General features: G+C 62.9%; 26 protein-coding genes and 1 pseudogene. 13 read left to right on the forward strand and 14 right to left on the reverse strand.

The genetic code is table 11. The features are described from left to right. Positions 1–61: 61 nt before the first annotated feature. Together NKJ58_RS13490 and NKJ58_RS13495 are read right to left on the reverse strand one after the other, a co-directional pair. Positions 62–688, reverse strand: coding sequence for a LysE family translocator (locus tag NKJ58_RS13490; RefSeq protein ID WP_352518901.1), 627 nt, complete (start codon positions 686–688; stop codon positions 62–64). After that, the gene (locus NKJ58_RS13495) at positions 685–2,832 is read right to left on the reverse strand and encodes a S9 family peptidase (protein WP_352518902.1); all 2,148 of its coding nucleotides are present in this window, start codon (positions 2,830–2,832) and stop codon (positions 685–687) included. Before NKJ58_RS13495 ends, NKJ58_RS13490 begins: the two co-directional genes overlap by 4 nt. Positions 2,833–2,946: 114 nt before the next feature. Here NKJ58_RS13495 and NKJ58_RS13500 point away from each other — a divergent pair, with 114 nt between their 5' ends. Together NKJ58_RS13500 and NKJ58_RS13505 are read left to right on the forward strand one after the other, a co-directional pair. Next, positions 2,947–3,321: an SH3 domain-containing protein gene (locus NKJ58_RS13500; RefSeq protein ID WP_023702200.1), complete on the forward strand. Its 375-nt coding sequence runs from the start codon at positions 2,947–2,949 to the stop codon at positions 3,319–3,321. Positions 3,322–3,733: 412 nt separating this feature from the next. After that, positions 3,734–4,159 (forward strand): Ros/MucR family transcriptional regulator, encoded by a 426-nt coding sequence (locus tag NKJ58_RS13505; RefSeq protein ID WP_023673680.1) that lies wholly within the window; start codon positions 3,734–3,736, stop codon positions 4,157–4,159. Positions 4,160–4,285: 126 nt separating this feature from the next. On the opposite strand, the gene NKJ58_RS13510 is transcribed toward NKJ58_RS13505, so the two are convergent. Together NKJ58_RS13510 and NKJ58_RS13515 are read right to left on the reverse strand one after the other, a co-directional pair. Continuing rightward, a complete protein-coding gene (locus tag NKJ58_RS13510; RefSeq protein WP_352518979.1) occupies positions 4,286–4,714 on the reverse strand; it encodes a SufE family protein in 429 nt (142 codons plus the stop codon). 116 nt (positions 4,715–4,830) lie between these two features. Next, positions 4,831–5,199 carry a DUF5330 domain-containing protein gene (locus NKJ58_RS13515; protein ID WP_352518903.1) on the reverse strand — a complete coding sequence of 123 codons (369 nt, stop codon included), beginning with the start codon at positions 5,197–5,199 and terminating at the stop codon, positions 4,831–4,833. 531 nt (positions 5,200–5,730) lie between these two features. Between NKJ58_RS13515 and NKJ58_RS13520 the strand changes: the two genes are divergently transcribed. The 3 genes from NKJ58_RS13520 to NKJ58_RS13530 all read left to right on the forward strand — a co-directional run bounded on the left by NKJ58_RS13520 (position 5,731) and on the right by NKJ58_RS13530 (position 8,660). Continuing rightward, positions 5,731–7,476, forward strand: a complete 1,746-nt coding sequence (locus NKJ58_RS13520; RefSeq protein ID WP_352518980.1) for a sensor histidine kinase — start codon at positions 5,731–5,733, stop codon at positions 7,474–7,476. Further along, entirely contained in the window at positions 7,451–8,239 is a 789-nt protein-coding gene (locus tag NKJ58_RS13525) for a peptidoglycan-binding domain-containing protein (protein ID WP_023670159.1), read from the forward strand. Before NKJ58_RS13520 ends, NKJ58_RS13525 begins: the two co-directional genes overlap by 26 nt. A gap of 73 nt (positions 8,240–8,312) precedes the next feature. Continuing rightward, the gene (locus NKJ58_RS13530) at positions 8,313–8,660 is read left to right on the forward strand and encodes a DUF1491 family protein (RefSeq protein ID WP_023698568.1); all 348 of its coding nucleotides are present in this window, start codon (positions 8,313–8,315) and stop codon (positions 8,658–8,660) included. On the opposite strand, the gene NKJ58_RS13535 is transcribed toward NKJ58_RS13530, so the two are convergent. From NKJ58_RS13535 to NKJ58_RS13550, 4 genes are all read right to left on the reverse strand, one after another. Then, the gene (locus NKJ58_RS13535) at positions 8,647–9,657 is read right to left on the reverse strand and encodes a hypothetical protein (RefSeq protein WP_352518904.1); all 1,011 of its coding nucleotides are present in this window, start codon (positions 9,655–9,657) and stop codon (positions 8,647–8,649) included. The two genes, NKJ58_RS13530 and NKJ58_RS13535, sit on opposite strands and share 14 nt — an antisense overlap. Positions 9,658–10,053: 396 nt before the next feature. Beyond that, positions 10,054–10,602 carry a DUF1254 domain-containing protein gene (locus NKJ58_RS13540; RefSeq protein ID WP_023732034.1) on the reverse strand — a complete coding sequence of 183 codons (549 nt, stop codon included), beginning with the start codon at positions 10,600–10,602 and terminating at the stop codon, positions 10,054–10,056. After that, positions 10,595–11,179: a DUF1214 domain-containing protein gene (locus NKJ58_RS13545; protein WP_023670163.1), complete on the reverse strand. Its 585-nt coding sequence runs from the start codon at positions 11,177–11,179 to the stop codon at positions 10,595–10,597. The genes NKJ58_RS13540 and NKJ58_RS13545 overlap by 8 nt, the downstream gene beginning before the upstream one ends. 73 nt (positions 11,180–11,252) lie before the next feature. Continuing rightward, the gene (locus NKJ58_RS13550; protein WP_023687235.1) at positions 11,253–13,412 is read right to left on the reverse strand and encodes a transglycosylase domain-containing protein; all 2,160 of its coding nucleotides are present in this window, start codon (positions 13,410–13,412) and stop codon (positions 11,253–11,255) included. Between the two features lie 217 nt (positions 13,413–13,629). Here NKJ58_RS13550 and NKJ58_RS13555 point away from each other — a divergent pair. Both NKJ58_RS13555 and NKJ58_RS13560 read left to right on the forward strand, forming a co-directional pair. Continuing rightward, positions 13,630–13,845, forward strand: a pseudogene (locus tag NKJ58_RS13555) (glycine cleavage T C-terminal barrel domain-containing protein); the annotation flags it as partial. Further along, positions 13,827–15,380 carry a trimethylamine methyltransferase family protein gene (locus tag NKJ58_RS13560; protein WP_023735533.1) on the forward strand — a complete coding sequence of 518 codons (1,554 nt, stop codon included), beginning with the start codon at positions 13,827–13,829 and terminating at the stop codon, positions 15,378–15,380. The pseudogene NKJ58_RS13555 and the gene NKJ58_RS13560, both read left to right, overlap by 19 nt. Before the next feature lie 12 nt (positions 15,381–15,392). Here the strand turns inward: NKJ58_RS13560 and NKJ58_RS13565 are convergent, their stop codons facing one another. The 3 genes from NKJ58_RS13565 to NKJ58_RS13575 form a co-directional block, all read right to left on the reverse strand. Continuing rightward, a complete protein-coding gene (locus tag NKJ58_RS13565; protein ID WP_023705441.1) occupies positions 15,393–15,557 on the reverse strand; it encodes a hypothetical protein in 165 nt (54 codons plus the stop codon). A gap of 136 nt (positions 15,558–15,693) precedes the next feature. Next, positions 15,694–17,322: a chaperonin GroEL gene (gene groL / locus NKJ58_RS13570; protein WP_352853300.1), complete on the reverse strand. Its 1,629-nt coding sequence runs from the start codon at positions 17,320–17,322 to the stop codon at positions 15,694–15,696. A 64-nt stretch (positions 17,323–17,386) separates the two neighbouring features. Beyond that, the gene (locus NKJ58_RS13575) at positions 17,387–17,749 is read right to left on the reverse strand and encodes a co-chaperone GroES (protein ID WP_023698577.1); all 363 of its coding nucleotides are present in this window, start codon (positions 17,747–17,749) and stop codon (positions 17,387–17,389) included. A 247-nt stretch (positions 17,750–17,996) separates the two neighbouring features. On the opposite strand from NKJ58_RS13575, the gene NKJ58_RS13580 reads away from it, so the two are divergent. Both NKJ58_RS13580 and NKJ58_RS13585 read left to right on the forward strand, forming a co-directional pair. Further along, positions 17,997–18,260 (forward strand): hypothetical protein, encoded by a 264-nt coding sequence (locus tag NKJ58_RS13580; RefSeq protein ID WP_023670169.1) that lies wholly within the window; start codon positions 17,997–17,999, stop codon positions 18,258–18,260. Next, positions 18,257–18,523: a DUF1488 family protein gene (locus NKJ58_RS13585; RefSeq protein WP_023670170.1), complete on the forward strand. Its 267-nt coding sequence runs from the start codon at positions 18,257–18,259 to the stop codon at positions 18,521–18,523. Before NKJ58_RS13580 ends, NKJ58_RS13585 begins: the two co-directional genes overlap by 4 nt. Before the next feature lie 43 nt (positions 18,524–18,566). Here NKJ58_RS13585 and NKJ58_RS13590 read toward each other — a convergent pair whose 3' ends face one another. Together NKJ58_RS13590 and NKJ58_RS13595 are read right to left on the reverse strand one after the other, a co-directional pair. Then, positions 18,567–18,758: a hypothetical protein gene (locus NKJ58_RS13590; RefSeq protein ID WP_023692809.1), complete on the reverse strand. Its 192-nt coding sequence runs from the start codon at positions 18,756–18,758 to the stop codon at positions 18,567–18,569. Between the two features lie 7 nt (positions 18,759–18,765). Beyond that, the gene (locus tag NKJ58_RS13595; protein ID WP_023692810.1) at positions 18,766–18,975 is read right to left on the reverse strand and encodes a hypothetical protein; all 210 of its coding nucleotides are present in this window, start codon (positions 18,973–18,975) and stop codon (positions 18,766–18,768) included. Positions 18,976–19,192: 217 nt separating this feature from the next. Here NKJ58_RS13595 and NKJ58_RS13600 point away from each other — a divergent pair, with 217 nt between their 5' ends. Further along, a complete protein-coding gene (locus NKJ58_RS13600; RefSeq protein ID WP_023670173.1) occupies positions 19,193–19,600 on the forward strand; it encodes a DUF3168 domain-containing protein in 408 nt (135 codons plus the stop codon). Positions 19,601–19,606: 6 nt separating this feature from the next. On the opposite strand, the gene NKJ58_RS13605 is transcribed toward NKJ58_RS13600, so the two are convergent. Continuing rightward, entirely contained in the window at positions 19,607–19,993 is a 387-nt protein-coding gene (locus NKJ58_RS13605; RefSeq protein WP_023684533.1) for an ester cyclase, read from the reverse strand. Positions 19,994–20,273: 280 nt separating this feature from the next. On the opposite strand from NKJ58_RS13605, the gene NKJ58_RS13610 reads away from it, so the two are divergent. From NKJ58_RS13610 to NKJ58_RS13620, 3 genes are all read left to right on the forward strand, one after another. Continuing rightward, the gene (locus NKJ58_RS13610; protein WP_352597549.1) at positions 20,274–20,534 is read left to right on the forward strand and encodes a hypothetical protein; all 261 of its coding nucleotides are present in this window, start codon (positions 20,274–20,276) and stop codon (positions 20,532–20,534) included. 81 nt (positions 20,535–20,615) lie between these two features. Further along, positions 20,616–21,281, forward strand: coding sequence for a response regulator transcription factor (locus tag NKJ58_RS13615; RefSeq protein ID WP_023670175.1), 666 nt, complete (start codon positions 20,616–20,618; stop codon positions 21,279–21,281). Further along, the gene (locus NKJ58_RS13620) at positions 21,265–22,683 is read left to right on the forward strand and encodes an ATP-binding protein (RefSeq protein ID WP_352853302.1); all 1,419 of its coding nucleotides are present in this window, start codon (positions 21,265–21,267) and stop codon (positions 22,681–22,683) included. The genes NKJ58_RS13615 and NKJ58_RS13620 overlap by 17 nt, the downstream gene beginning before the upstream one ends. Positions 22,684–22,709 lie beyond the last annotated feature (26 nt).

Below are 22,709 nucleotides of genomic sequence, written 5' to 3' on the forward strand. Positions count from 1 at the left end.
AGCCTGGAATTCAAAAAGTGACGACCGGCGCGCCTCGACGGGCGCGCCTTTCGCATCGACATCAGCGCTGCTGCAAGGCCAGACGGACGCCTAACGCGCAGTAGATGCCGCCAACCACCTTGCCTTGCCATTTCACCACCGACGGATTGCGGCGCAGGAACGTGCCGAGCCGGCCCGCACTCACGGCAAAGACGACTGTGCTGAAAAGGCCCAGCAGAACAAAGATTATGCCCAGCGTCATCAGCTGGAGCATCACCGATCCGTTTTCAGGCCGCACGAACTGGGGCAGGAAGGCGAGGAAGAAAAGCGCCGTCTTTGGATTAAGCACTTCGGTCAGGACAGCTTGACGAAACGCCTTGCTGGCGGAGATCGCGAGTGCGCCGGCAGTAGGGTCGGCCGGTATTCTCTCGATGATTGCGCGGATGCCGAGGTAAACGAGATACGCCGCGCCGATGTATTTTAAGACGCTGAACAGCGTTGCCGAAGTGGCGATGATCGCCGAAATGCCGACCATCGCCATGATGGTATGGAACACATCGCCAGCCGCGACGCCCGCGCCCGTCGCGACGCCAACCCTGGTTCCGGAACTCGTCGCGCGCGCGACCGTCAAAAGCGTGGCTGGGCCAGGAATAAACACAAAGCCAAGCACAACCGCTATGTAAGCCGTCAAGGTGGATAGATCGATCATTGCGACGCCTCCGTTGCATTCTCAGCCTTGCCCGTCACCTCGGGTTCGGGCTTGGCCGTAACCTTGAGCGCGAAGGAGTAGGTATAGGCGATCTCCTCCAGCCTTGAAAAGCGGCCGGAGGCGCCGGCATGGCCGGAATCCATGTTGATCTTGAACAGCACCGGATTGTCGCCGCTCTTGCGCTCGCGCAGCCGCGCCACCCATTTGGCCGGCTCCCAATAGGTGACGCGCGGATCGGTGAGGCCGGCCAGCGCCAGGATCGGCGGGTAGTCGTGATCGGCGACATTGTCATAGGGTGAGTAGGCGGCGATCGTTTGGTAATCTTCCGCCGACGCGATCGGGTTGCCCCATTCCGGCCACTCCGGCGGCGTCAGCGGCAAGCTTGCGTCGAGCATCGTGGTCAGCACGTCGACAAAGGGGACCTCGGCAACGATGGCGCCGAAATTTTGCGGCGCCATGTTGGCGATCGCACCCATCAGCATGCCGCCGGCCGAGCCGCCTTGCGCGACGATGCGGTCGTGTTGGGTGTAACGCTCGGCGACGAGATGCTGCGCGACGGCGATGAAATCGGTGAACGTGTTCATCTTGTGCGCCCGCTTGCCGTCGTCATACCAGCCATAGCCCTTGTCCTTGCCGCCGCGGACATGGGCGATGGCAAAGACAAAGCCACGGTCGACCAGCGAGAACCAGTTGGTGTTGAACGCCGCCGGGATGGCAATGCCGTAAGAGCCGTAGCCGTAAAGCAGGCACGGCGCGGAGCCATCGAGCGGCGTGTCGCGGTGATGCAGGAGCGAGACCGGCACCAGTTCGCCATCGGCGGCCGGCGCCATCAGCCGGCGCGTGACATAATGATCCGGATTGTGACCGGACGGCACTTCCTGGGTCTTCAGCAGCACACGCTCGCGGCTGCGCATATTGTAGTCGAAGACCTGCGCCGGGGTCGTCATCGACGAATAGGTGAAGCGCATGATCTCGGTGTCGTATTCATAGGACCCCGACAGGCCGAGCGAGAACGCCTCTTCGTCGAACGAGATCAGATGCTCCTCGCCGCTGCGGCGATCGCGCACGACGATGCGCGGCAGCCCTTCCTTGCGTTCGAGCCTGACCATATGATCCCTGAAGCCGACCACCGACAGGATCAGCCGGCCTGGCTCGTGCGCCACCAGCTCTTCCCAATTGGCGCGAACCGGGTCATTAGCCGGCGCCGTCATGATCTTGAAGTCCTTGGCGCCGTCGGCATTGGTGAGGACGAAGAAGATGTCGCCGCCTTCTTCCAGATCATATTGCAGGCCAGTCTCGCGCTTTGCCACCAGCTTTGGCTCGGCGAAAGGCTCATCGGCGCGCATCAGGTGATATTCCGAGGTTTCGTGATCGTTGATCCCGATCATGATCCATTCGTTGCAGCGCGTGCCGCCGACATCCATGAAGAAGCCGGGATCGGTTTCCTCATAAATCAGCCGGTCATTAAGGGGGCTGCCGCCGAGCGCGTGGAACAGCACCTTGGACGGGCGATGATTGTCGTCGAGCCTTGTGTAGAAGAAGCCGTCATCGGCGGCATTCCAGACGCCGCCACCACTGGTGGCCTCGATCTGGTCGCTCAGTTCCTTGCCGCTGGTGAGATCGCGCACGCGAAGTGTGAAGAATTCAGAGCCCTTGTCGTCGAACGCCCACAACAGCTTGCGGTGATCGGCCGAATGGTCGACGCCGCCGAGGCGGAAATAGGGCTTGCCCTCGGCTTCCGCGTCGCCATCGAGCAGGATCTGCTCATCGCCGCCATCGCGCGGCATGCGGAAATAGCGGGGCTGTTCGCCGCCAAGCTTGAAGGATGAGCCGTAAGCATAGGGGCCATCCTTCATCGGCACCGTCGAATCATCTTCCTTGATGCGCCCCTTCATCTCGCCGAACAGCTGCTTCCGAAGCTCTAGCGTATCGGCCATAAGCACTGCTTGATAGGCGTTTTCGGCTTCGAGATGGGCGCGGATGCGGCCCTCAAGCAGGGAAGGGTCCCTGAACATCGCCTGCCAGTTCTCGGCCCTCAGCCAGGCATAGTCATCTGTGCGGGTAATGCCGTGATGCGTGTCGAAGACGGGGTGTTTCTCGGGGCTCGGCGGGCTGGCGGTCGGAAAAGCTGAGGTCTTGGTCATTGCGTCTCACTGAAGAAATTACTTGAATGGCAAATGAACACGCCGATCAGCGCGGGTTCAAGGGCCGGGATGTATTGGTTGCGGCGGGCTCGGGAGATGAGCCAAAAGGAGAGGATGATGAATTTCCATATCAACACCGCTGCGGCTCTCGCCGTCGTCGCTTCGACCGTTCTGGCTTTCACCGGCCAGTCTCATGCAACCGCGTTCGCCGCTTGGCAAGTGGCTGGCGTGCCGTTCGGCGACACGCTCAACGTTCGCAAATATCCGTCCGGCACCTCGCAGAAGCAGGCCGCCTATCCCAACGGGACGATCCTGCAGATGACCGGCAAGTGCACCGGCGGCTTGAATCTTCTGGAGATCGCCGGCCAGCCGCACTGGAAACAGAAACAGGCAATTCGCTATCAATGGTGTCAAGTTTGGCACGACCCGGCGCAAAATGGTGGTTTTGTTAGTGGCTGGGTCTATGGAAAATACCTCACGCCGTATTGAATCCGGTCAGACCGAAGATCTTCTTCGGCGTGTTTCGCCAACGCTTTGCAACTTGCGGTTTGGTACGAATCCGACAATCAGCCGCCCAAATCTTGAAGCATAGACCAAGCATCGCTGCCCACTTTATGAGTCCTTGCTGATTTAGCGACGGCGTGACCTTACGTCATGCTAGTCCTGGTCCGACCAGAAAACATCGCGAAGTTACAGAGTGCACGAAAGATTGAAGCTGAAGAGCGACTATTCGATGAATATCGTTGAATATAGCGCAAGATGCGAATTGACTTACTTTGTCTGGGGGCTCATTAAGATGCCCGGACGCGAATCCATGAAGCTCTTCCCGCGTGAAATTCGCGCCATGCCCGATCTTCCAAAAAGGGCGCAAACAGAAACATCCTTCGTTGGGGCCTAAACCATGGATATCGTCGAAACACCTTCCAGAAATAGCGATGCGCTGATCGAGCTGACCGCCGATGTGGTGGCAGCCTATGTCAGCAACAATCCCGTGCCGGTCGGCGAATTGCCGAACCTTATCGCTGATGTCCATGCCGCTCTCGGGCGCGTGGGCGGAGCAAGCGAACAGCCTCCGGCCGACAAGCAGAAGCCTGCGGTAAACCCGAAGCGCTCTGTTCATGACGATTACATCGTCTGCCTTGAAGATGGCAAGAAGTTCAAGTCGCTGAAGCGCCACCTGATGACCCATTACGGTCTGACGCCCGATGAATACCGCGAGAAGTGGAATCTCGACGCCAGCTATCCGATGGTTGCCCCTAACTATGCCGCTGCCCGTTCGCAGCTGGCCAAGAAGATGGGCCTCGGCCGCAAGCGCAAGGGGCGGTAACACCGGCTCCAATGGACAAGATCAACGGCGCCCCTTACGGCGCCGTTTTTGTTTCTAGAACAATTCCAGGAAAACTGCCGAGCGCTTTCCCTTGGAATTGCGTCGAAAGAAGAGAAGATAGAGCAATCAAGCAGTCTGCTTGAGAGCCATCTCGGCGTCCCGCTTGACGCGCTTGACCATCGAGCGCAGGCCATTGGCCCGCTGCGGCGACAGATGTTCGTCGAGGCCAAGCGACCTCAGCGTCGCCTCTGCGTCCGTTTCAAGGATCTGGCTGGCAGTCCGTCCCGAAAACAGCGCCAGCATGATGGCGACCAGACCGCGCACGATATGAGCGTCTGAATCGCCTGTGAAGGTGATGACCGGATCGGCGCCCGGCGCTCGGCTCGTGGTCAGCCAGACCTGGCTGACGCAGCCCGGCACCTTGTTGGCGGCGCTGCGTTCGGCGTCGGGAAATGGCGGCAGCGCTTCGCCGAGCTCGATGACATAGCGATAGCGGTCTTCCCACTCGTCGAGCAGGGAGAAGTCGTCGCGGATCGTCTGGATCGTCGTGGCCATTGCTCGGGATATAGTCATCCGCGGCTGCGGCGTCACGGAAAAAGAAGAAAAGCACCGCAGGCATCGAGAGGTCCGACCGGCCTGCGGTGTCGCTGTAGATACAGCTGAAACGGTGTTTAGTTCTTCGCCACCAGCTTGGCAGGTATGTTGACTGTCGCCGGCAGCACGATGTCCTTGGCGACGCTGCCGGTGGCCAGCGATGTATCGGGCGAGGTCTCGGCGCTCTTGTCGTCCAGCATGGCGGCGGCGATCTTGGCGGTTTCCTTGGCCCGGGCGCTGATCGTATGCATCGCCGACTTGCCGGTTTCGCAGACGTCCGGTTTGCGCTCGCAAATCGCCGCGATGTCGCCGACCGCTTCGCGCGCCGCAAAAAGCGCTTGGAACGGCCCGACGCTCTCGCGGCCATCCTCGTCGGGGCCGACGGTCAGCGGCAGCGCCAGCAACACCAGCGAAAACCAGAACGTCATTCTTATCAAAAAGCCCATCGATCTGCCCTCTCGTCCAATGACCGGATCATGCGTCCATGCGCAATGACCTCTTTATATCAGCGACAATGGCACATGAGGCGCAAAGGACGGCTTTCTTGCTCAGCGAAAATTTTCCTCAAATTTTAGGCAAATTCGAAGCGAGGCGTTTTGCAGTGCATTAGCCTCAAATGCCGGCAATTTTCTTAACCTTGCAGTAACCATCTAAGCGATTGTTGCGCATGGATATCTTCAGAAGAGCAGGCATGCCGGCTCAGGGTTTCGCAGCCACGAGCACGCCCTTTGCACATAACGCTCCGTTTACTATGGCCACAAATGGCGGTGCATTCCGGTGCCGGCGCTCCAATTTTTGCCGCAGCGCGCTCGTTGTTCCGGTCAGCCTTATTCATTCCTTAAACGCTGGATGCGAGTTTCAAACAAGCAAAAGCGACCTGCAAAGCAGGGCAGTCACGACCGGGTGCGAGTGCGTTGAGTTTGACAACTGCCAGATACATTGAACTGCCTGGCGCGCTGGCGGCCGGTTGCGAACGCATGGTCCATCCGGCCATCATCGGCCAGGGCGATCGCCTGCGCCAGCGCCGGTTCATCGGCATCATGCTTGCCGCTCCGTTCTTCGCCGCCGGTGCGGCGGTGACACTGGTCACCTCGGGCATGGGCGCCGCCGTCACCGTCGCAGCCATTTTCGCCGCCTTCGGTCTTTGCTGGTTCGCCGCCTTGCTGGTGGCGGCGTCAGGCAAGATGACGCTGGCAGCCCAGGTTGCCCTTGCCGCCGGCGGTCTTGCGCTTGCCGGCGCCGTCGCGGCAGCAGGCGGCCTGGCGTCGCCGGTTGCGCTGCTGGCCCTGGCACTGCCATTCGAGGCCTGGTGGATCGGCGGTTCAAAGCGCGCGGCACTTTGGGGCGGCCTCTCGGCCTTGGCCGCAATGCTGCTGCAGCCCTTTGTCGCCTCTGTCGTCCCGCTCGGCGGGGCGCAAGTCGCGGCGTGGCACTGGCTGCTGCCGCTCGCCTGGGGCCTGACGCTGGTTCCCCGGCTCGCAGCCCTAGGCGATGCCGCACGCGCGCAGCCCGCGCTGCTTCCAAACGACCGCCTTGAAGACATGATCGACGCCGTTGTCCTGCATGTCGCCCGGCATGGCGAGGTCCTGGATGCCTCAGCCAAGGCGCGCACCATCCTGAAGCTGCCGCCGGAACTGCTTTTCGGCGCCGGGCTGTTCGACCGCATCCACCTGTCCGATCGCGTCGCTTATCTCAGCGCGCTTGCCGACATGCGCGATGGCGCCCTGGCGCGCCGGCTCGATCTTCGGGTAAGGCTGCCGCAGGACGGCAGCGCCTCGACGGCCGACAATTACCGGCCATTTCAGCTCGAGCTGATGCGTGCCGAAGAGCAGCAGGAGACCTTCACTCTGCTGCTGCGCGAGAACGACGAGACTGCCGAATTGCGCGACGAGCTTGCTGCCGCCAATGAGGCCGCAGCGTCGGCCGAGGTGGCAAAGGGCCGCTTCCTGGCGGTCGTCAGCCATGAGCTTCGGACGCCGCTCAACGCCATCATCGGTTTTTCCGACATGCTGCTGCATGAGATGTTCGGCGGCTTCAAGGACCCGCGCCAGAAGGAGTATGTCGGCCTGGTGAAGGAGTCGGGCCAGCATCTGCTTGCCGTCGTCACCTCCATCCTTGATGTCTCGAGGATCGAGGCCGGCGCCTACGCGACCGAGCCCGAACCGTTCCGATTCATCGAAGCGGTCGAGATGTGCCAGTCGATGATGCAGCTGCAGGCGAATGCCAAGAACATCGGTCTCCAGGCGCAGATTGCGCCGGACGCCGGGGAGATCAATGCCGACCGTCGTGCCGTGCAGCAGATCCTGATCAACCTCGTCTCCAATGCGGTCAAGTTCACGCCCGATGGCGGCAATGTCGTCGTCGGCGCCAAGCGGATCGGCTCGCGGCTGCATTTCTGGGTCAGGGACACCGGCATCGGCATCGCCGAGGAAGATTTTGTCAATCTCGGCAAGCCGTTCATGCAGATCCAGAACGACTATACGCGCCGCTTCGAGGGCACCGGGCTCGGCCTGTCGCTGGTCAAGGGCCTGGTGGCGCTGCACGACGGCACGATGTCGATCGAAAGCATGCCGGGCGAGGGGACGACGGTCACGATCAGCCTGCCGGTGAACGGGCCGAAGAGGAGCGCGACCGAGAGGAACGGCGTGCTGCCGATGCCCGCGACCAGGACAAAAGGCGACGCGAAAGGGGACAGGAATGGCTCGCTCCGCAAAACAGCCTAAGGCGGTCAAGCGCCGCAGCGGCGCGTTCGAGGCCGGCGCGATTGCGCTGGGCGGCGCGATCTCGCGCAATCCGGTCCTGGTCGGCGGCTCGACCGCCTTCCTGGTGACGCTGTTCTACGTTTCCGCCAACGCGCTGTGGTACCAGCCGTTTCCGCATGCCGGCGCCTTCTTCGCCACCCGCAGCATCGAGGGTTTTCCGCACCCCGGCGCGGACGAACCCGAAACCACCATCAACATCCTGCGGCCCGGCCCGGCTCCGGTCAAAAGCGATCCGACCGTCGAGCAGGTCCAGGGCATCCTGAAGGATCTCGATTTCTACACGGGAACGGTCGACGGCATTTCCGGGCCGAATACCCAAAAGGCGATCCAGGCATACCAGCAGAAAGTTGGCCTGCCGGCCTCCGGTGAGATCGACGCCGTCCTGCTCGACCAGCTCGGCGCCAAGCAGACAACGGCTGGCATCCCGCATCCTGTGCCGAGGCCCGTGGATATGGCCGCCGCTCGAGTTGCCGCGCCCGAGGCCGCGCCTGCGCCCATCCCGGTTTCCGCGCCGGTATCCGCCCAGGCGCCCGATGCCCGCATCGTCAAGATCCAGGCCGGCCTGAAGGCATTCGGCAATGACGACATGCAGCTCGACGGCGTCGTCGGCGCCCGCACCAAGGCGGCGATCAAGGAATTCCAGTCGCTGTTCGGCCTGCCGGAAACGGGCGAGCCCGACGAGGTCGTCTACGTCAAGATGCGCGAGATCGGCCTGACCAATTGAGTGGTCAAGACGACCGCTCGCGGATAGACGAAAATCCGGCTAAGACGCCGCGCATGTCCTCCGGAGCCTCGTCATGCGCGTAACCACCGAGTTTTGGGTGTCGGCCCTGCTGCGCCGTGTTTTCGGCGCCGGCGGCTTTGCGGCCGTCGTCAAGCGCGGCGCGACCGAGGCCGGCGCTGTCTTCGTGCTCTCCCGCGGCAGGCTGGGCGACGTCTCCCTGTTCGGCCCGGCGCCGCAGACGAGCTACGATTCGGACAAACCGGATGATCGCTTTTTCACGCTGCTCGGCGCCGGCGACGATGCCGCCGCGCTTGACGCCAGGCTTGAGCGGGAGAAAAAATTCGATCCCGACATCTGGGTGGTCGAGATCGAGGCCGGAACGGTTTCCGTCGAGGAGCTTCTCTCCGTCAAGACGCCTTGAGGCTGGCCCCTAGGCTGGCTTTGTCGACGTCCGGCGCTTGGTCGCCATTCGCGGCGACAGGGGTGTTGCCGCGCACCGCTCGCGACAATGTTTCGGCCTTCCAGCCGCGCACCTTGTCGAGCGCCGCCTCGTGGTGCAGCAGCCGGTAGCGGTCGAGGAAGATGCGGATCGCCTGCGGGTGCGGAAACTCCCGGGGGTAAACCGCGACCACGATCAGGAATGCCCTGTCCTCACTGAGGTCGAGCGCCCGCAGCGCGGCGAGCAGCGAGACATAGCTCGAATGCTCGGTCAGCGACCGCGCCGTCGAGAAGTCGATATCGAGCGCGTCGGCAAGCGCGGTCTGGAAGAAGGCGGCGTTGCCGGTCAGCGCCGTCTCGCGCAGTTTGCTGTAAGTTGCTGAGCCGACGAAGGGAGTGACCGATGTCGCCTCGCCCTCGGTGAGCATCATCGAGCGCAGGCGGCGCCTGGCGGTTTCGGCGGCGCTGCCGGGCAGTTTTGGTGCGCTGGGAGCGGCGGCAGCGGCTTCGGCGCCGTCGCCCGCCACGTCGGCGATCGGCTCGGGCTGCCGCACGCGCACCAGGGTCGGCTTTTCCAGCGCCTTGATCAACTGCGCGATGGTCGGGTTCAAATCCTTGCGGCGGGCAATGGCGCGCGCATGCGGCAGGCCGTGGCGGCCGATCAACGCGATCAGGTCGATGTCGCCCAGCGCCCGCGAACGGACCAGCAAGGGCGCGCAGACATCGACCGGCTCCTCGCAAAGCCGCCGCACCAGGGCGGCCGGCGCATATTCGCATTCGGACAGGGCGGCGGCGACATAGCGGCGCGATTCGACCGGCACGCTGTCGAACAGCGGCAGCGTCAGATCCTCGAGCTGGGCGATCTCGCGGCGCGACGGGCGGGTCAGCGAGCAGAACGCCGACACCGCGGCGCGAAACAGCCTTTCGGCTTTTCCCGATTCCGTCCGTATGGCGATTTGCCTGAAATCCGAAGCTGACACGGAAGATACGCCCGACACTCGACACAACCCGGACCATGCTCAACCGCAACTGTGTCGGTTTCGCGTGAGGCCTGGAACAAACATCAAATTAGCCGCGATCCGTTAGCGCTCCGTTAACCCTCTGCCGGCCTTAATCACATTTGGAGGCGTTGCGTTGTGCTCCGGGGCAACCGAGAGGAATACGCGAACCATGGGCATGGTACTGTCTTTCGTGCCGCGATCGGCACCAGTCAATCGAGCAGTTCAGGACACCGGTACGCCGGCGGCGGTGATCATTTTTCCCGGCGTCCGCTACGAGCATCCGCCATTGGCGGGCCAGGCGCGACCGGCGGACAAGCCGGGCACACCACGGACGCCTGTTCCGCACCACTGAGTTTGCTGGTCGTCGGGCTGAGGTCAGTAGTCCTGCAGTTCGCAGGAGCTCTGGTCCAGGAACTGCGACACAACCGGCTTCCAGCTGTCGTCAGGCACGAAGGCGCGGATGACGAAGATGCCTTCCTCGATCGGCGCCTCGACGAAGATCGCCCCTTGCAGGTCTTCGGGAAGCTCCCTGCGCACGTCGATCATCTGTGCCGGCGTCAGCACCACGGTGTCCAGCTTGTTGCCGGTCGCCGTGCGGTCGTTGAATGAATAGAAATTGTGGCCGTTGCGGTCATAGACCGACACCGACCAGAACGGCACGCTGCCCGGCGCCTTGATCCGCACCATGCCTTCGGCAAGGTCGAAGCGGCAGGCGGCGGCGTAAAACAGCGGATCCACCGACTTCACCACCGGCGCGCCGCCCGCCTCGGCATCCAGCCTGGTCATCTTGTAGAGGTCGGACGCCATCGCCAGCCGTGACCAGGCATCGCGCTCGGTAAATTCCGGCACCAGCAAAAGCACCACGATGTGGACGATGCCGGCGCCGAGCAGGCCGAGCAGGATGGCGTGCAGCAACCTACGCATTGCAGCCAGCCTTGACGATCCGGGGCAGCGACACGTCGGAAAGGCCGGTGCTTGAGGCAATCGGCGTGTCGTAGAAGGTGAGCACGAAATACATCCGGCCAAAACCTTCGGTCAGAAGCCAGTTGCCGGGGGCCGGACGGTTGCCGACGGCGATGATCACCGAATTGTCGGGCTGACGCAGCACCTGGTAGGATTGCAGCGCCGCCAGCCTCGGCTTGCCGGTGTCGACCACGCCGAGCGATTGATCCGCGGCATAGAGCGTCCAGAACCGGGCGGTCGGGAAACTGCCTTCGATCCTGTAGTCGCATTGCCGCTGAAGCTCATCGCCGGCCGCATCGCGTTCGGCGATGAAGGACAAGCCTTCCGCCTTGCCGAGCGCCAGCACGCCCTCGCGCGCCACGCGCGCCTTCGAATAGGGGTCGGCATCTTGCGTGCCGATCTCGGGGAAGGCGGTCCATTGGCCGATGCTGATCGCGCCGACGCCGCTCTGCGCCTGCAGCGCATACCAGACGCTGCCGCCGCCGAGGCCGATGGCTATGGCAAGCGAAAGCAGCGTGAAAAAGGCGGTCTTGAGCATGAAGAACCGGGACGAGAGAATTATCGTTCGGGGATATAGCGGGGCAGGCCACAGAGCAAGCAGCGCTGTGGAATCAAAGCGCCGACAGGGTCTCCGGTGTCTGCGGCGAGCCGAGCACGGGCGCTGTCTGGAACACCTTGGTCATCTCGCGCAGCGTCTGTGTCGTGCGGCTGGACAGCACCGCCGGGCGCTCGGCCGCGGCATCCGCTGCTGCCTGATCGGCATTTTTCTTCTCCGCTTCCTCGGCCTTGGCCGCGATCTCTTCGTCGACGAAGGGTTTGTCTAGGCCGGGGATCGGCTTCAGGTCGATATTCTGGTGCGCGTAGACCATCAGCCGCTGCCACACCATCGCCGGCAGCGTGCCTCCGGTCATGTTGCGGGTCGGGGTGAAGTCGTCATTGCCGAGCCAGACGGCAGCGGTGTAATTGCCGGTGAAGCCGACGAACCAGGCGTCGCGGTAGGATTGCGTCGTCCCCGTCTTGCCGGCGACGACGATGTTGGGCAGCTGCGCGCGCCGCGCGGTGCCGATCGCCGGCACCGCAGCCAGCATGGTGTTCATGTATTTCAGAGCCTGTTCCGACAGAACCCGATGCGGCGCCGGCGCATCCTTGGCAAAGTCGTAGACGACATCGCCGGTGCGGGTGACGAGCTGGGTGATGCCGTGCCGCGAGCCGGCGAAGCCGTTCTGCGCGAACACACTGTAGCCCGTCGCCTGGTCCATGACCGTCATGCCCGATGTGCCGAGCACCATGGTCTTGTGCGACTCCAGCGGCGATTCCACGCCGAATGATTCGGCCATCGCCTTGATCGGGCCGATGCCGAGATAGTCCTTGGCCAGCCGTACCGGCACGGTGTTGATCGATTTGGCGATCGCCGTGATCAGCGTCACATTGCCGGCCGAGCCGCCATTGTAATTGTGCGGTGACCAGCCGCCCCAGCTGATCGGCCCGCCTGAGACGACGGAGTCCGGGGTGAACCCGTGCTCCATGGCGGTGGCGTAGACGTAAGGTTTGAACGAGGAGCCGGTCTGGCGCAGCGCCTTGGTGGCGCGGTTGAACTGGCTTGCGCCATAGTCGCGGCCGCCGACAATGGCCCGCACCGCGCCATTGGTCTCGATCACTACAACGGCGCCCTCGGTGACGTTGTATTCCTTGCCGAACTGGCGGAGATGGAATTCGACGGATTCCTCCGCCGCTTTCTGGATGTTGGCGTCGAAAGTGGTGTGGGCGACCAGCGAATGCTGGCCGGGCTTGGCGATCTTCTTGACCTCATCGAAGGCCCAGTCGAGGTAATAGTCCGGGCTCTTCTGCTCGCCGCGGTCGACGATCTCGGCCGGATGCAGCCTTGCCTGCAGCACCTGGCCTTCGGTCATGAAACCGGAATCGACGAGGTTCGACAGCACCACATTGGCGCGAGCACGGGCGGCGGGCAGGTTGATGTGCGGGGCGTATTTGGTCGGCGCCTTGAACAGGCCGGCCAGCATCGCCGCCTCGGCGAGGTTCAGATCCTTGACGCTCTTGCCGAAATAGAAATCCGCCGCCGCCTCGATGCCGAACGTGCCGCCGCCCATATAGGCGCGGTCGAGATAGAGCTGCAGGATCTCCTTCTTCGACAGATTGGCCTCCAGCCACAGCGACAGGAAGGCTTCCTTGATCTTGCGCTGGAAGGTACGCTCATTCGACAGGAACAGGTTCTTGGCCAGCTGCTGGGTGATGCTGGAGCCGCCCTGGACGACGGAATTGGCCCGCACATTCTCGAAGATGGCGCGCGACAGGCCGAGCACGTCGATGCCGTAGTGCTCGAAGAAGCGCCGGTCCTCGGTCGCCAGCACCGCTTTGATGACATGGTCCGGCATCTCGTCGACAGGCACGGAATCGCGCTGGATGATGCCGCGCTGGCCAATCTCGTTGCCGTAGCGGTCGAGGAAGGTGACGGCGAAATCGCCCTGACTGCGCCAGTCGCCGGTGGTGATCTGGAAGGCCGGCATCGCGAGTGCGAGCAGCACGACGACGCCGCCGGCGCCCATCGTAAAACCTTCGCTCAGCACCTCGATGATGCCGCGTCGCCAGCCGGTGACTCGGAAGCGCCGCGAAAAAATGGTTGCCGATTCCCAGAACTGGCCGGCCTTGAAGCCGATTTCGTAGAGCGAGGAATCGATCCACGCGTCCACCGCCAGCAATGCGGCGGCGATCGGACCTCTTCGTCTTGGACGTCGTTCTAAAGGACTGGCCATTCCCGAAACTCACCCAACCCACCTGAGAACCGCAAGCGGGCAATTTCAGGGCGGGCATACCCGGCCAAGACTATTCATCCATTTCAGCCCGGCTCACAAGGGCAGCCAGGCCACACCGCACGGTTTGTTGAGCGCCGCCCGGATCGTGACGCTGGAGGTCGACGCCGTCGATGCCGACGCCAGTGGCTTCGAGCCAGTCTAGCACAAGGGCCGGCGCGTCGGCTTCGTCGCCTCAGCCGGCTATGGCTACACAATAGGCAAAAGCGTCGCGCTGACGTTGCTGGGCGACGAATTCGCCGGGGAGGGGACCGCGCTTTCGGTGCACATTGTCGGCGTCGAGCGGCCGGCGCGAATTATTCCGGCCTTCCCATACGACCCCGAGGGCAGGCGATGCGGCAATGAGGAGTTTTGGCCATGGTCGATGACATCATAAGGGAGACCAGGCGCGAGCGCCGGCGCGGGCACACCGGTGAGGCCGGCAGCGGGCCAAGCCGCCACCCGAACTATCGCTCGCTCAAGAACCCGTTCCTGCCGCAGCCGGTGTTTTCGGACGACCAGGTCGCGGCCATCCACGGCACGGCGTTGCGCGTGCTGGAAGAGCTCGGCATCAAGGTGCTGCTGCCGGAGGCACGGGCGATCTACGCCAAAGCCGGTGCGCTGGTCGACGAGGACAGCCGGATGGTGCGCATCGGCCGCGATATTGTCACTGCGGCACTGGCCTCGGCGCCGAAATCCATCCGGGCGCTGGCGGGCAACCGTAGCCGCGATCTCATGCTGGAGCTCGGCTCGATGACGTTCCTCGCCGGAGCCGGGGCGCCCAACGTCACCGATCTCGAACGCGGACGGCGTCCGGGCACGCTCGCCGCTTTCGAAGAACTGACCAAGCTTGTTCAGAATTTCGACGTGCTGCATATGCTCGGCCCCTGGATCGAGCCTCAGGATGTCGACAACCGTTTGCGCCACTATGCCGTCAACCGTGCGCAGCTGACCCTGTCGGACAAGTTTCCCTTCGTCTTCGCCCGTGGCACGCCGCAGGTCGAGGACGGGTTCGAGATGATCCGGTTGGCGCGCGGCCTCTCGCAGGACGAGTTCCTGGCCGGCGTCCATTGCTATACCGTCATTAACACCAATTCGCCGCGCCAGCTCGATATCCCGATGGCGCAAGGCATCATCGACTTCGCCAAGGCCGGCCAGGTGTCCATCATCACGCCCTTCTGCCTGGCCGGCGCCATGGCGCCGATCACCGTCGCCGGCGCATTGACGCTGCAGCATGCCGAGGCGCTGGCTGGTCTCGCGCTGGCGCAGATGGTGCGGCCGGGCGCACCGGTGGTTTACGGATCCTTCTCCTCCAATGTGGACATGAAGTCCGGCGCACCGGCCTTCGGCACGCCCGAGCACGTCAAGGCGACGCTGGGCGCCGGTCAGTTGGCCCGCTTCACCGGCCTGCCTTGGCGGTCCGGCGGCGGCAGTGCGGCCAACATTTCCGATGTGCAGGCGGCGCACGAGACGCAGTTCGCGCTGTGGGGCTCGGTGCTTGCCGGCGCCACCGTCTGCATCCATGCCGCGGGCTGGCTGGAGGGTGGCCTCAGCGTCTCCTACGAGAAGCTGATCACCGATATCGAGGCATTGCAGACGGTTGCCGAACTCTGTGCTACGACCCCCGGCGACAAGGATTCGATCGGCTTCGAGGCGATCGCCGAAGTCCAGCCGGGCGGGCATTTCTTCGCCGCCGGCCACACCATGACGCGCTACCGCACCGCCTTCTACGAGCCGCTGGTCGCCGACTGGTCGAATTTCGGCAGCTGGACGCAGTCCGGTTCGAAGTCGGCCACCGAGCGCGCCACCGGCATCTGGAAGCGGACGCTGGCCGACTTCCAGCCGCCGGCGTCGGCCGTTGCCACATCCGATGTGCTCGACGAGTTCATTGCCCGCCGCACCGAAGAGGGCGGAGCGTTGCCGATGTCGTGAGGTTGGCAGCCGTCACATCGGCCGCTTGTCGCCGGTCTTCGACGGCTCGCGGCGAATCGGCCCGGCATCGGCCTGCCTGTGCTTGTCGGCGGCAATCCGGCGGATGCGATCGAAGCGGCTCTCCTCCGCCGGCTTGGTCGCGGATACAGCGTTTGGCTTCGGGGCAAATGTGATCATCTGTCGATCTCCCTGTCGTTGCTGACTGGTCTTGACTGACTGACGGAAATTCCTGGCTCGCCGGGGAAATGTCCCCGGCAGCCTGTTCTGATTTATGCCCGCCCAGATTCCCAGGCGGGCAATTTTCGGGCGATGGTCAGTAGCCGCCCATGCCGCCACCGCCGCCCGCAGGCGCCGCATCCTTGGCCGGAACGTCGGTGATCATCGCTTCGGCGGTGATCAGAAGCGCTGCAATCGAGCCGGCATCCTGCAGTGCGGTGCGCACCACTTTCGCCGGATCGACGATGCCCGCCTTGATCATGTCGACATAGACCTCGTTCTGGGCATCAAAGCCCTGATTGTGGTCCTTGCTGTCGGACAGCCTGCCGACGACGATCGAGCCTTCGACACCGGAATTCTCGGCGATCTGGCGGATCGGCGCTTCGAGTGCCCTGAGCACGATCGAAATGCCTGCCGTCACATCGTCATTGGCGCCAGTCAGCCCGGCCAGCGCCGATCTGGCGCGCAGAAGCGCCACGCCACCTCCGGGCACGATGCCTTCTTCCACCGCCGCGCGCGTCGCATTCAGCGCGTCGTCGATGCGGTCCTTCTTTTCCTTCACTTCAGACTCGGTGACGCCGCCGACGCGGATCACGGCGACGCCGCCGGCGAGCTTGGCCAGCCGCTCCTGCAGCTTCTCCTTGTCGTAGTCGGACGTGGTCTCCTCGATCTGGCCCTTGATCTGCGCGATGCGCGCCTGGATGGTCGCCTTGTTGCCGGCGCCGTCGATGATCGTGGTGGTGTCCTTCTCGATCAGTACGCGCTTGGCGCGGCCAAGCATCTCGATGGTGACGTTTTCGAGCTTGATGCCGAGATCCTCGGAAATCATCTGGCCCGATGTCAGCACGGCGATGTCTTCCAGCATCGCCTTGCGGCGATCGCCGAAGCCCGGCGCCTTGACGGCCGCGACCTTGAGGCCGCCGCGCAGCTTGTTGACGACCAGCGTCGCCAGTGCTTCGCCTTCGACGTCTTCCGAGATGATCAGCAACGGCCTGCCGCTCTGCACCACTGCTTCGAGGATCGGCAGCATCGCCTGCAGATTGCCGAGCTTCTTCTCGTGGATGAGCACGTAAGGCTCTTCCAGTTCGACGCGCATCTTGTCGGCATTGGTGACGAAATAGGGTGAGAGATAGCCGCGGTCGAACTGCATGCCTTCGACGACGTCGAGTTCGGTGTCGGCGGTCTTGGCCTCCTCGACGGTGATGACGCCGTCATTGCCGACCTTGTCCATCGCCTTGGCGATCATGGCGCCGACGCTGGCATCGCCATTGGCGGCGATGGTGCCGACCTGCGCGATCTCGGCCGACGACTTGACCTTCTTGGCCTTCGCCTTGATGTCCTTGACCACGGCGGCGACAGCCTGGTCGATGCCACGCTTGAGGTCCATCGGGTTCATGCCCGCGGCAACCAGCTTGGCGCCTTCGCGCAGGATCGATGCGGCCAGCACCGTGGCGGTGGTGGTGCCGTCACCGGCGAGGTCGTTGGTCTTCGAAGCCACTTCGCGCACCATCTGCGCGCCCATGTTCTCGAACTTGTCAGCAAGCTCGATTTCCTTGGCCACCGTCACACCGTCCTTGGTGATGCGCGGCGCGCCATAGGCCTTGTCGATGATGACGTTGCGGCCCTTGGGGCCGAGCGTGACCTTCACCGCATTGGTGAGGATCTCGACGCCGCGCAGCATGCGGTCGCGCGCGTCGGTGGCGAATTTGATTTCCTTGGCAGACATTTTTTTCAATCCCGTTGGTGTGGTGAAGCAAGCGGCTCGCCGGAGCCTGGCAAAGCCAGGCCGGTCAGGCAGCCTTCTTGGCTTTGACGCTCTTCTCGGTGACGACCGTCCCGCTCTTGCCGATAGCGGCCGTCTCGCTCTTGTCGATGACGCCCATAATGTCGGCTTCCTTCATGATCAGCAGGTCCTCGCCGTCGATCTTGACCTCGGTGCCCGACCATTTGCCGAACAGGATGAAGTCGCCGGCCTTGACGTCGAGCGGAACAAGCGCGCCGTTTTCGTCGCGTGCGCCCGGCCCAACGGCGATGACTTCGCCTTCCTGCGGCTTTTCCTTGGCATTGTCGGGAATGATGATGCCGCCCTTGGATTTGACATCGCCTTCGGCGCGCCGGATGACGACGCGGTCGTGGAGTGGCCGAAACTTCATGAGAACTTCTTTCTGGGGCCGGCATAGGCGACCGCGCCGTTCTTATAGGCGTGTTGGCACTCGATAGATAGGAGTGCCAAAAATTATTCGTGGCCAAAATTAAATATTAAAAAGTATTATGATGTCTGCAGGGTTCGAAACGTCGCGAGGCGCCTAGATATTTCAAAAAATTGAATTCCGAGGCAAAAGTGACTATTTATATCGTAAGTTCGATTTCACAATTTCAGGCACGAAGGAGATTTAGGCGATGGCCGAAGGCAATCAGAGCATCATGGAAAAAGCTGAAGCCCGCTTCATGGACAAGCAGAAGAAGACGGCCGAGCGCAACAAGGCAACCTCCGACTACATGTCCGAAGCGAGGGCCAGGGAGATCAAGACGGCAAGGCTCAGGGAATTGCGCTTGGCCAAGGAAGAGGCCGACCGCGTCGCGGAAGCCTTGAACCCGACACCGAAGAAGAAGCGGGCGACAGTCAAGAAAGCCGCCGCCGCGCCGAAGGGGGGCACGTCATGAGCCTGACATTCCCCAATCCAAGTCGCTTCTATGACGAGGCCGGCAAGCGCATCCGCTTTGTCGGCCACGACGGCATGTTCCAGATTTCCTTCTCTGTCGCAGCCGATGCCCTCTCGAAGGCGCCATCAGGGACGGCGACCGCGGAAGCCACCTATCTGGCGGCTTTCGACACCGCGTCCAGCTCCATCCATGACATTGCCAGCAAGGCCTACGCCCGCACCCGCAAGAGCATATATGTGCTCACAGCCGCGGATTTCGGTTAGCGCGCGTTCGTCTTGCAATCAGAGCGGCTGAGATCAGCGTGCGTCAGGACTTGCGGTCGGCTTTTGCCCGCCGCTTGACGTCCCGGCTGTTCAGGCGGTCGGCCATCGCTTCCGCATCGCGCAAATTCATGGCCACCATTACCTGTTGCTTAAGCTCGACAGGCTGGCCGGTGAAGATGTCGAAGATAGTCCAGCTCTCGGGCTCGTACATGCGCAACGCGTAGCGGTTTGTCATATCGGCATCAGGCCCTTGACATGAAAAATGCCGCCGCCAGGATCAGGATTGTCCAGGCCACCACCGACAGCTTCAAGGCCAGGCCGCCATGCATTGAAAGTATCTCGCGCATGCGCAGGGCCACGGTGCTCTTCGACAGGGCGGGTGCTGCCGCAATCGCGACCGGGGGCTTGACGCCAAGCTTTCCAAAAGCCGGCAGCAGCGGTGGCGTTCGCATGAAATGACCTCGAATTGCCGGAGAAAACAGGGCTCCTCATAACACCCTTCTTGAAACTCCCCGCATGCCAAATAGAACCCGGTCCGTGAAAGGGCCATGCCGCCCGATTCGCCGCCTTCCATCAGGCGGATCGTCATCTGGCGAAATCCGTGCAACGCGGTTAGGTTGCGCGCGAAACTGAGGTTGTTCAAAGCGTGACAGGCGAACGGAGACGACGATGACGGCGCCCGGCGATTTGCTGCAAGCCTTGTTCATGAGATTGAAGAGCGATGCCTCGCTGACGGCGCTGCTCGGCGGCGCCGGGTTGCGCGAGCAGGCGGCCGACAGTGCCGCCTTCCCTTATGTGACCTATGGCAGGACCAGCGCATTCGATCTGGACACCGGCGCCGACAATGATGACGACCAGCTCATCACGCTGCATGTCTGGTCGAAGGCGCAAGGCGAGGCCGAGACGCGTCTGATTATGGACAGCATCCGGGCGCGCCTTGACGGCGCCGCTTTCGCCACCGGCTCGCGCGACCAGACCCGCCTGTCGCTGGAGTTCGCCGAGGCCCGCTACGACGAGGACCTGGCGCTCTACCACGGGGTGCTGCGGATACGCGCTCTCACCGAACAAAGTGATTGAAGCAACCTAGATCTGCGCCTGGATCTCGGCCTTGTCGATGACTGACCACACCTCGCGGATGCGACCCTCTCCGAATTCGTAGAAAACATTCTCAGCGAACGACACGCGCTTGCCGTTCACCGGCAGGCCGAACAGCACGCCCTTGGGATGACAGTCGAAATGCAGGCGCGCCGCCACGCGCGGCGGCTGGCAGACCAGCAGTTCGATGTTGAAGCGGAGGTCGGGAATCGCCTCGAAATCGCCTTCGAGCATACGGCGATAACCCGACAGGCCCAGCATTTCGCCATTGTGCTGCACCTCGTCGCCGACAAAGTCTCCAAGTTTCGCCCAGTCCTGGGCATTCAGGCAAGCGATATAGCCCCGGTAAAGGTCGGCAAGGTCTTTATCCGTCATGGCGCACTCCGATGATTTGGCGTTTCCCGCGCTATTTAGGGCGGCCCTTCAGAATGGTCTCGCCTTGACCTGTTCCCAATCTGGCTGCGAATTGAGAACCTGCGCGCAAACACCATAGCCGCGCAGCCGGTTTTCCGGTTATGAATCCATTGCCCGGTCTGAGGGACTGGGCGGTAGGATCGCATTCATTCGTTGCGCGCGCAGGGGGTATTGCGGGGATGGATTTTCACCCGTTCACCGTTCATTTCACGTTCAGCACAGTTGCGTTACAACGCCGACCATGAAAACGCTTCGCTCTCATGTCAGAACCGCGATACTGGCGCTCACAGCGGCCGGCCTGTTGGCGTCGCAAGCGACGCCAACAGCCGCGGCGGATTGCTACGCGATCGGCCAGCAGGTTGCCGAGCAGAATGGCGGCACGCTGGCCAAGGCTTCGCAGACGACGCGTGGCGGCCAGGAGGTCTGCATCATCATCGTGCTTGTGCCGGGCAAGGACGGCCAGCGTCCGCGCCGCTCCGAGATCGTCGTCCCGGCGAACTGATCCAATCTTCCCCTTGCAGGGCTCGTTTCCCAGACCACCGGAATCGGCCTATATCTGACACATCAACAGGCCTGACCGATCATGCGCGTACTCGTCGTCGAAGATGACAAGGATCTCAACCGGCAGCTGGCCGACGCGCTGGTCGATGCCGGCTATGTGGTCGACCGCTCCTATGACGGCGAGGAGGGGCATTTCCTCGGCGACACCGAGCCCTACGATGCTGTCGTGCTCGACATAGGCCTGCCGCAGATGGACGGCATCAGCGTCGTCGAGCGCTGGCGCCGCAACGGCCGCAAGATGCCGGTGCTGATCCTGACAGCGCGCGACCGCTGGAGCGACAAGGTGTCGGGCATCGATGCCGGCGCCGACGACTATGTCACCAAGCCGTTCCACATCGAGGAGGTGCTGGCCAGGGTGAGGGCGCTGATCCGCCGCGCCGCCGGCCATGCCTCGTCCGAGCTCACTTGCGGGCCGCTGCGCCTCGACACCAAGGCCTCCAAGGCCGATGTCAACGGCGTGCCGCTGAAGCTGACCTCGCATGAGTTCCGCCTGCTGGCGTATCTGATGCACCATATGGGTGAGGTGGTGTCGCGCACCGAGCTGGTCGAGCATCTCTACGACCAGGATTTCGACCGCGATTCCAACACCATCGAGGTCTTTGTCGGCCGGCTGCGCAAGAAGATGGGCATCGACATGATCGAAACCGTGCGCGGCATGGGCTATCGCATGCGTGAGCCGGAGGCGTAAGGCGGAACCGCTCCCCATACCAGCAAGGAAGCCTTTTTCGGCGCGGCTCTGGCCTCGCTCGCTGGCCTTCCGCGTCATCGGCTTTTCCACGATCTGGGCGATCCTCACCCTGATCGTCATCTTCACTCTGATCACCACGCTCTACCGCCAGGCCAGCGAGCGCGGCTTCGACAGCCTGCTGTCGGCGCATCTGTTCAATTTGATCGGCTCCGTCGGCGTTTCCGAAACCGGCCAGCTCACCGGCGCTCCCGACCTTGGCGACCTGCGCTTCTCGGAGCCGAATTCGGGCTGGTACTGGTCGGTGGAGCCGGCTTCCGAAGGCGTGCACGGCAACCTTCATTCGTCCTCGATGACCACGACGATCCCGTCGCCGACCGTTGCCGAGGTGCCTTTCAATTCCAGTTTCCAGCGCAGCTATTCCACCGACGGCATCGGTGACGAGGAACTGCAAGTGTTCGAAAGCGAATTCGTCCTCGATGCCAAGAACCGCGCCGCGCGCTTCCGCGTGATGGGCAACAAGACCGAGCTCGAGCACGAGATCGCCACCTTCCAGGGCCGCCTGTTGACCTATCTCAGCCTGTTCGGCGTCGGCATGATCGCCATCAATGCGATCGCTATCCTGCTCGGCCTCCAGCCCTTGCGCCGGGTTCGCAACGCGCTTGCCCAGGTGCGCGAAGGCACGGCGCAGCGGCTCGATGGCCGGTTTCCCGCCGAGATCGAGCCGCTCGCCAACGAAACCAATGCGCTGATCGAAAACAACAAGCGCATCGTCGAGCGCTCGCGTACGCAGGTCGGCAACCTTGCCCATTCGCTGAAGACGCCGCTCGCCGTGCTGATCAATGAGGGCCGGGCTCTAGGCGGCGCCAAGGGCCAGCTCATCGCCGACCAGGCGGCGTCGATGCAGAAACAGGTCGACCACTACCTGCAGCGGGTACGGGTCGCGGCGCAGCGCGACAGCGTCGTCTACCGCACGCCGGTGACGCCGCTGGTGCAGCGCATGGTGCGCGTGCTGCAAAAACTCAAGCCTGATGTCAGCCTGTCGCTTACGCTGCTGGCGGCCGACATCGTCTTTGCTGGCGAGCGCGAGGATTTGGAGGAACTGCTCGGCAACCTTCTCGACAATGCGATGAAATGGGCGAAGAGCACTGTTGCCGTATCCGTCACGCCGGCCGCAGCCGGCCTGTTCGAGCTATCGATCGAGGATGACGGTCCCGGCATCCCCGAGGACAAGGCCCGCGATGTCTTGAAACGCGGCCGGCGCCTCGACGAGACAAAGCCGGGAACCGGGCTCGGACTTGCCATCGTTGCCGACCTCGTCAACGAGTATGGCGGGGCGCTGGCGCTGGAACGCTCCACGATGGGCGGGCTGAAGGCGGTTGTGCGCTTGCGGAGCCTCCAATGATGTTTGATGACCAATCGACATGGTTG

Origin of the sequence: Mesorhizobium sp. M0139 (genome assembly GCF_040322455.1) — a bacterium.
Taxonomy (GTDB): domain Bacteria; phylum Pseudomonadota; class Alphaproteobacteria; order Rhizobiales; family Rhizobiaceae; genus Mesorhizobium.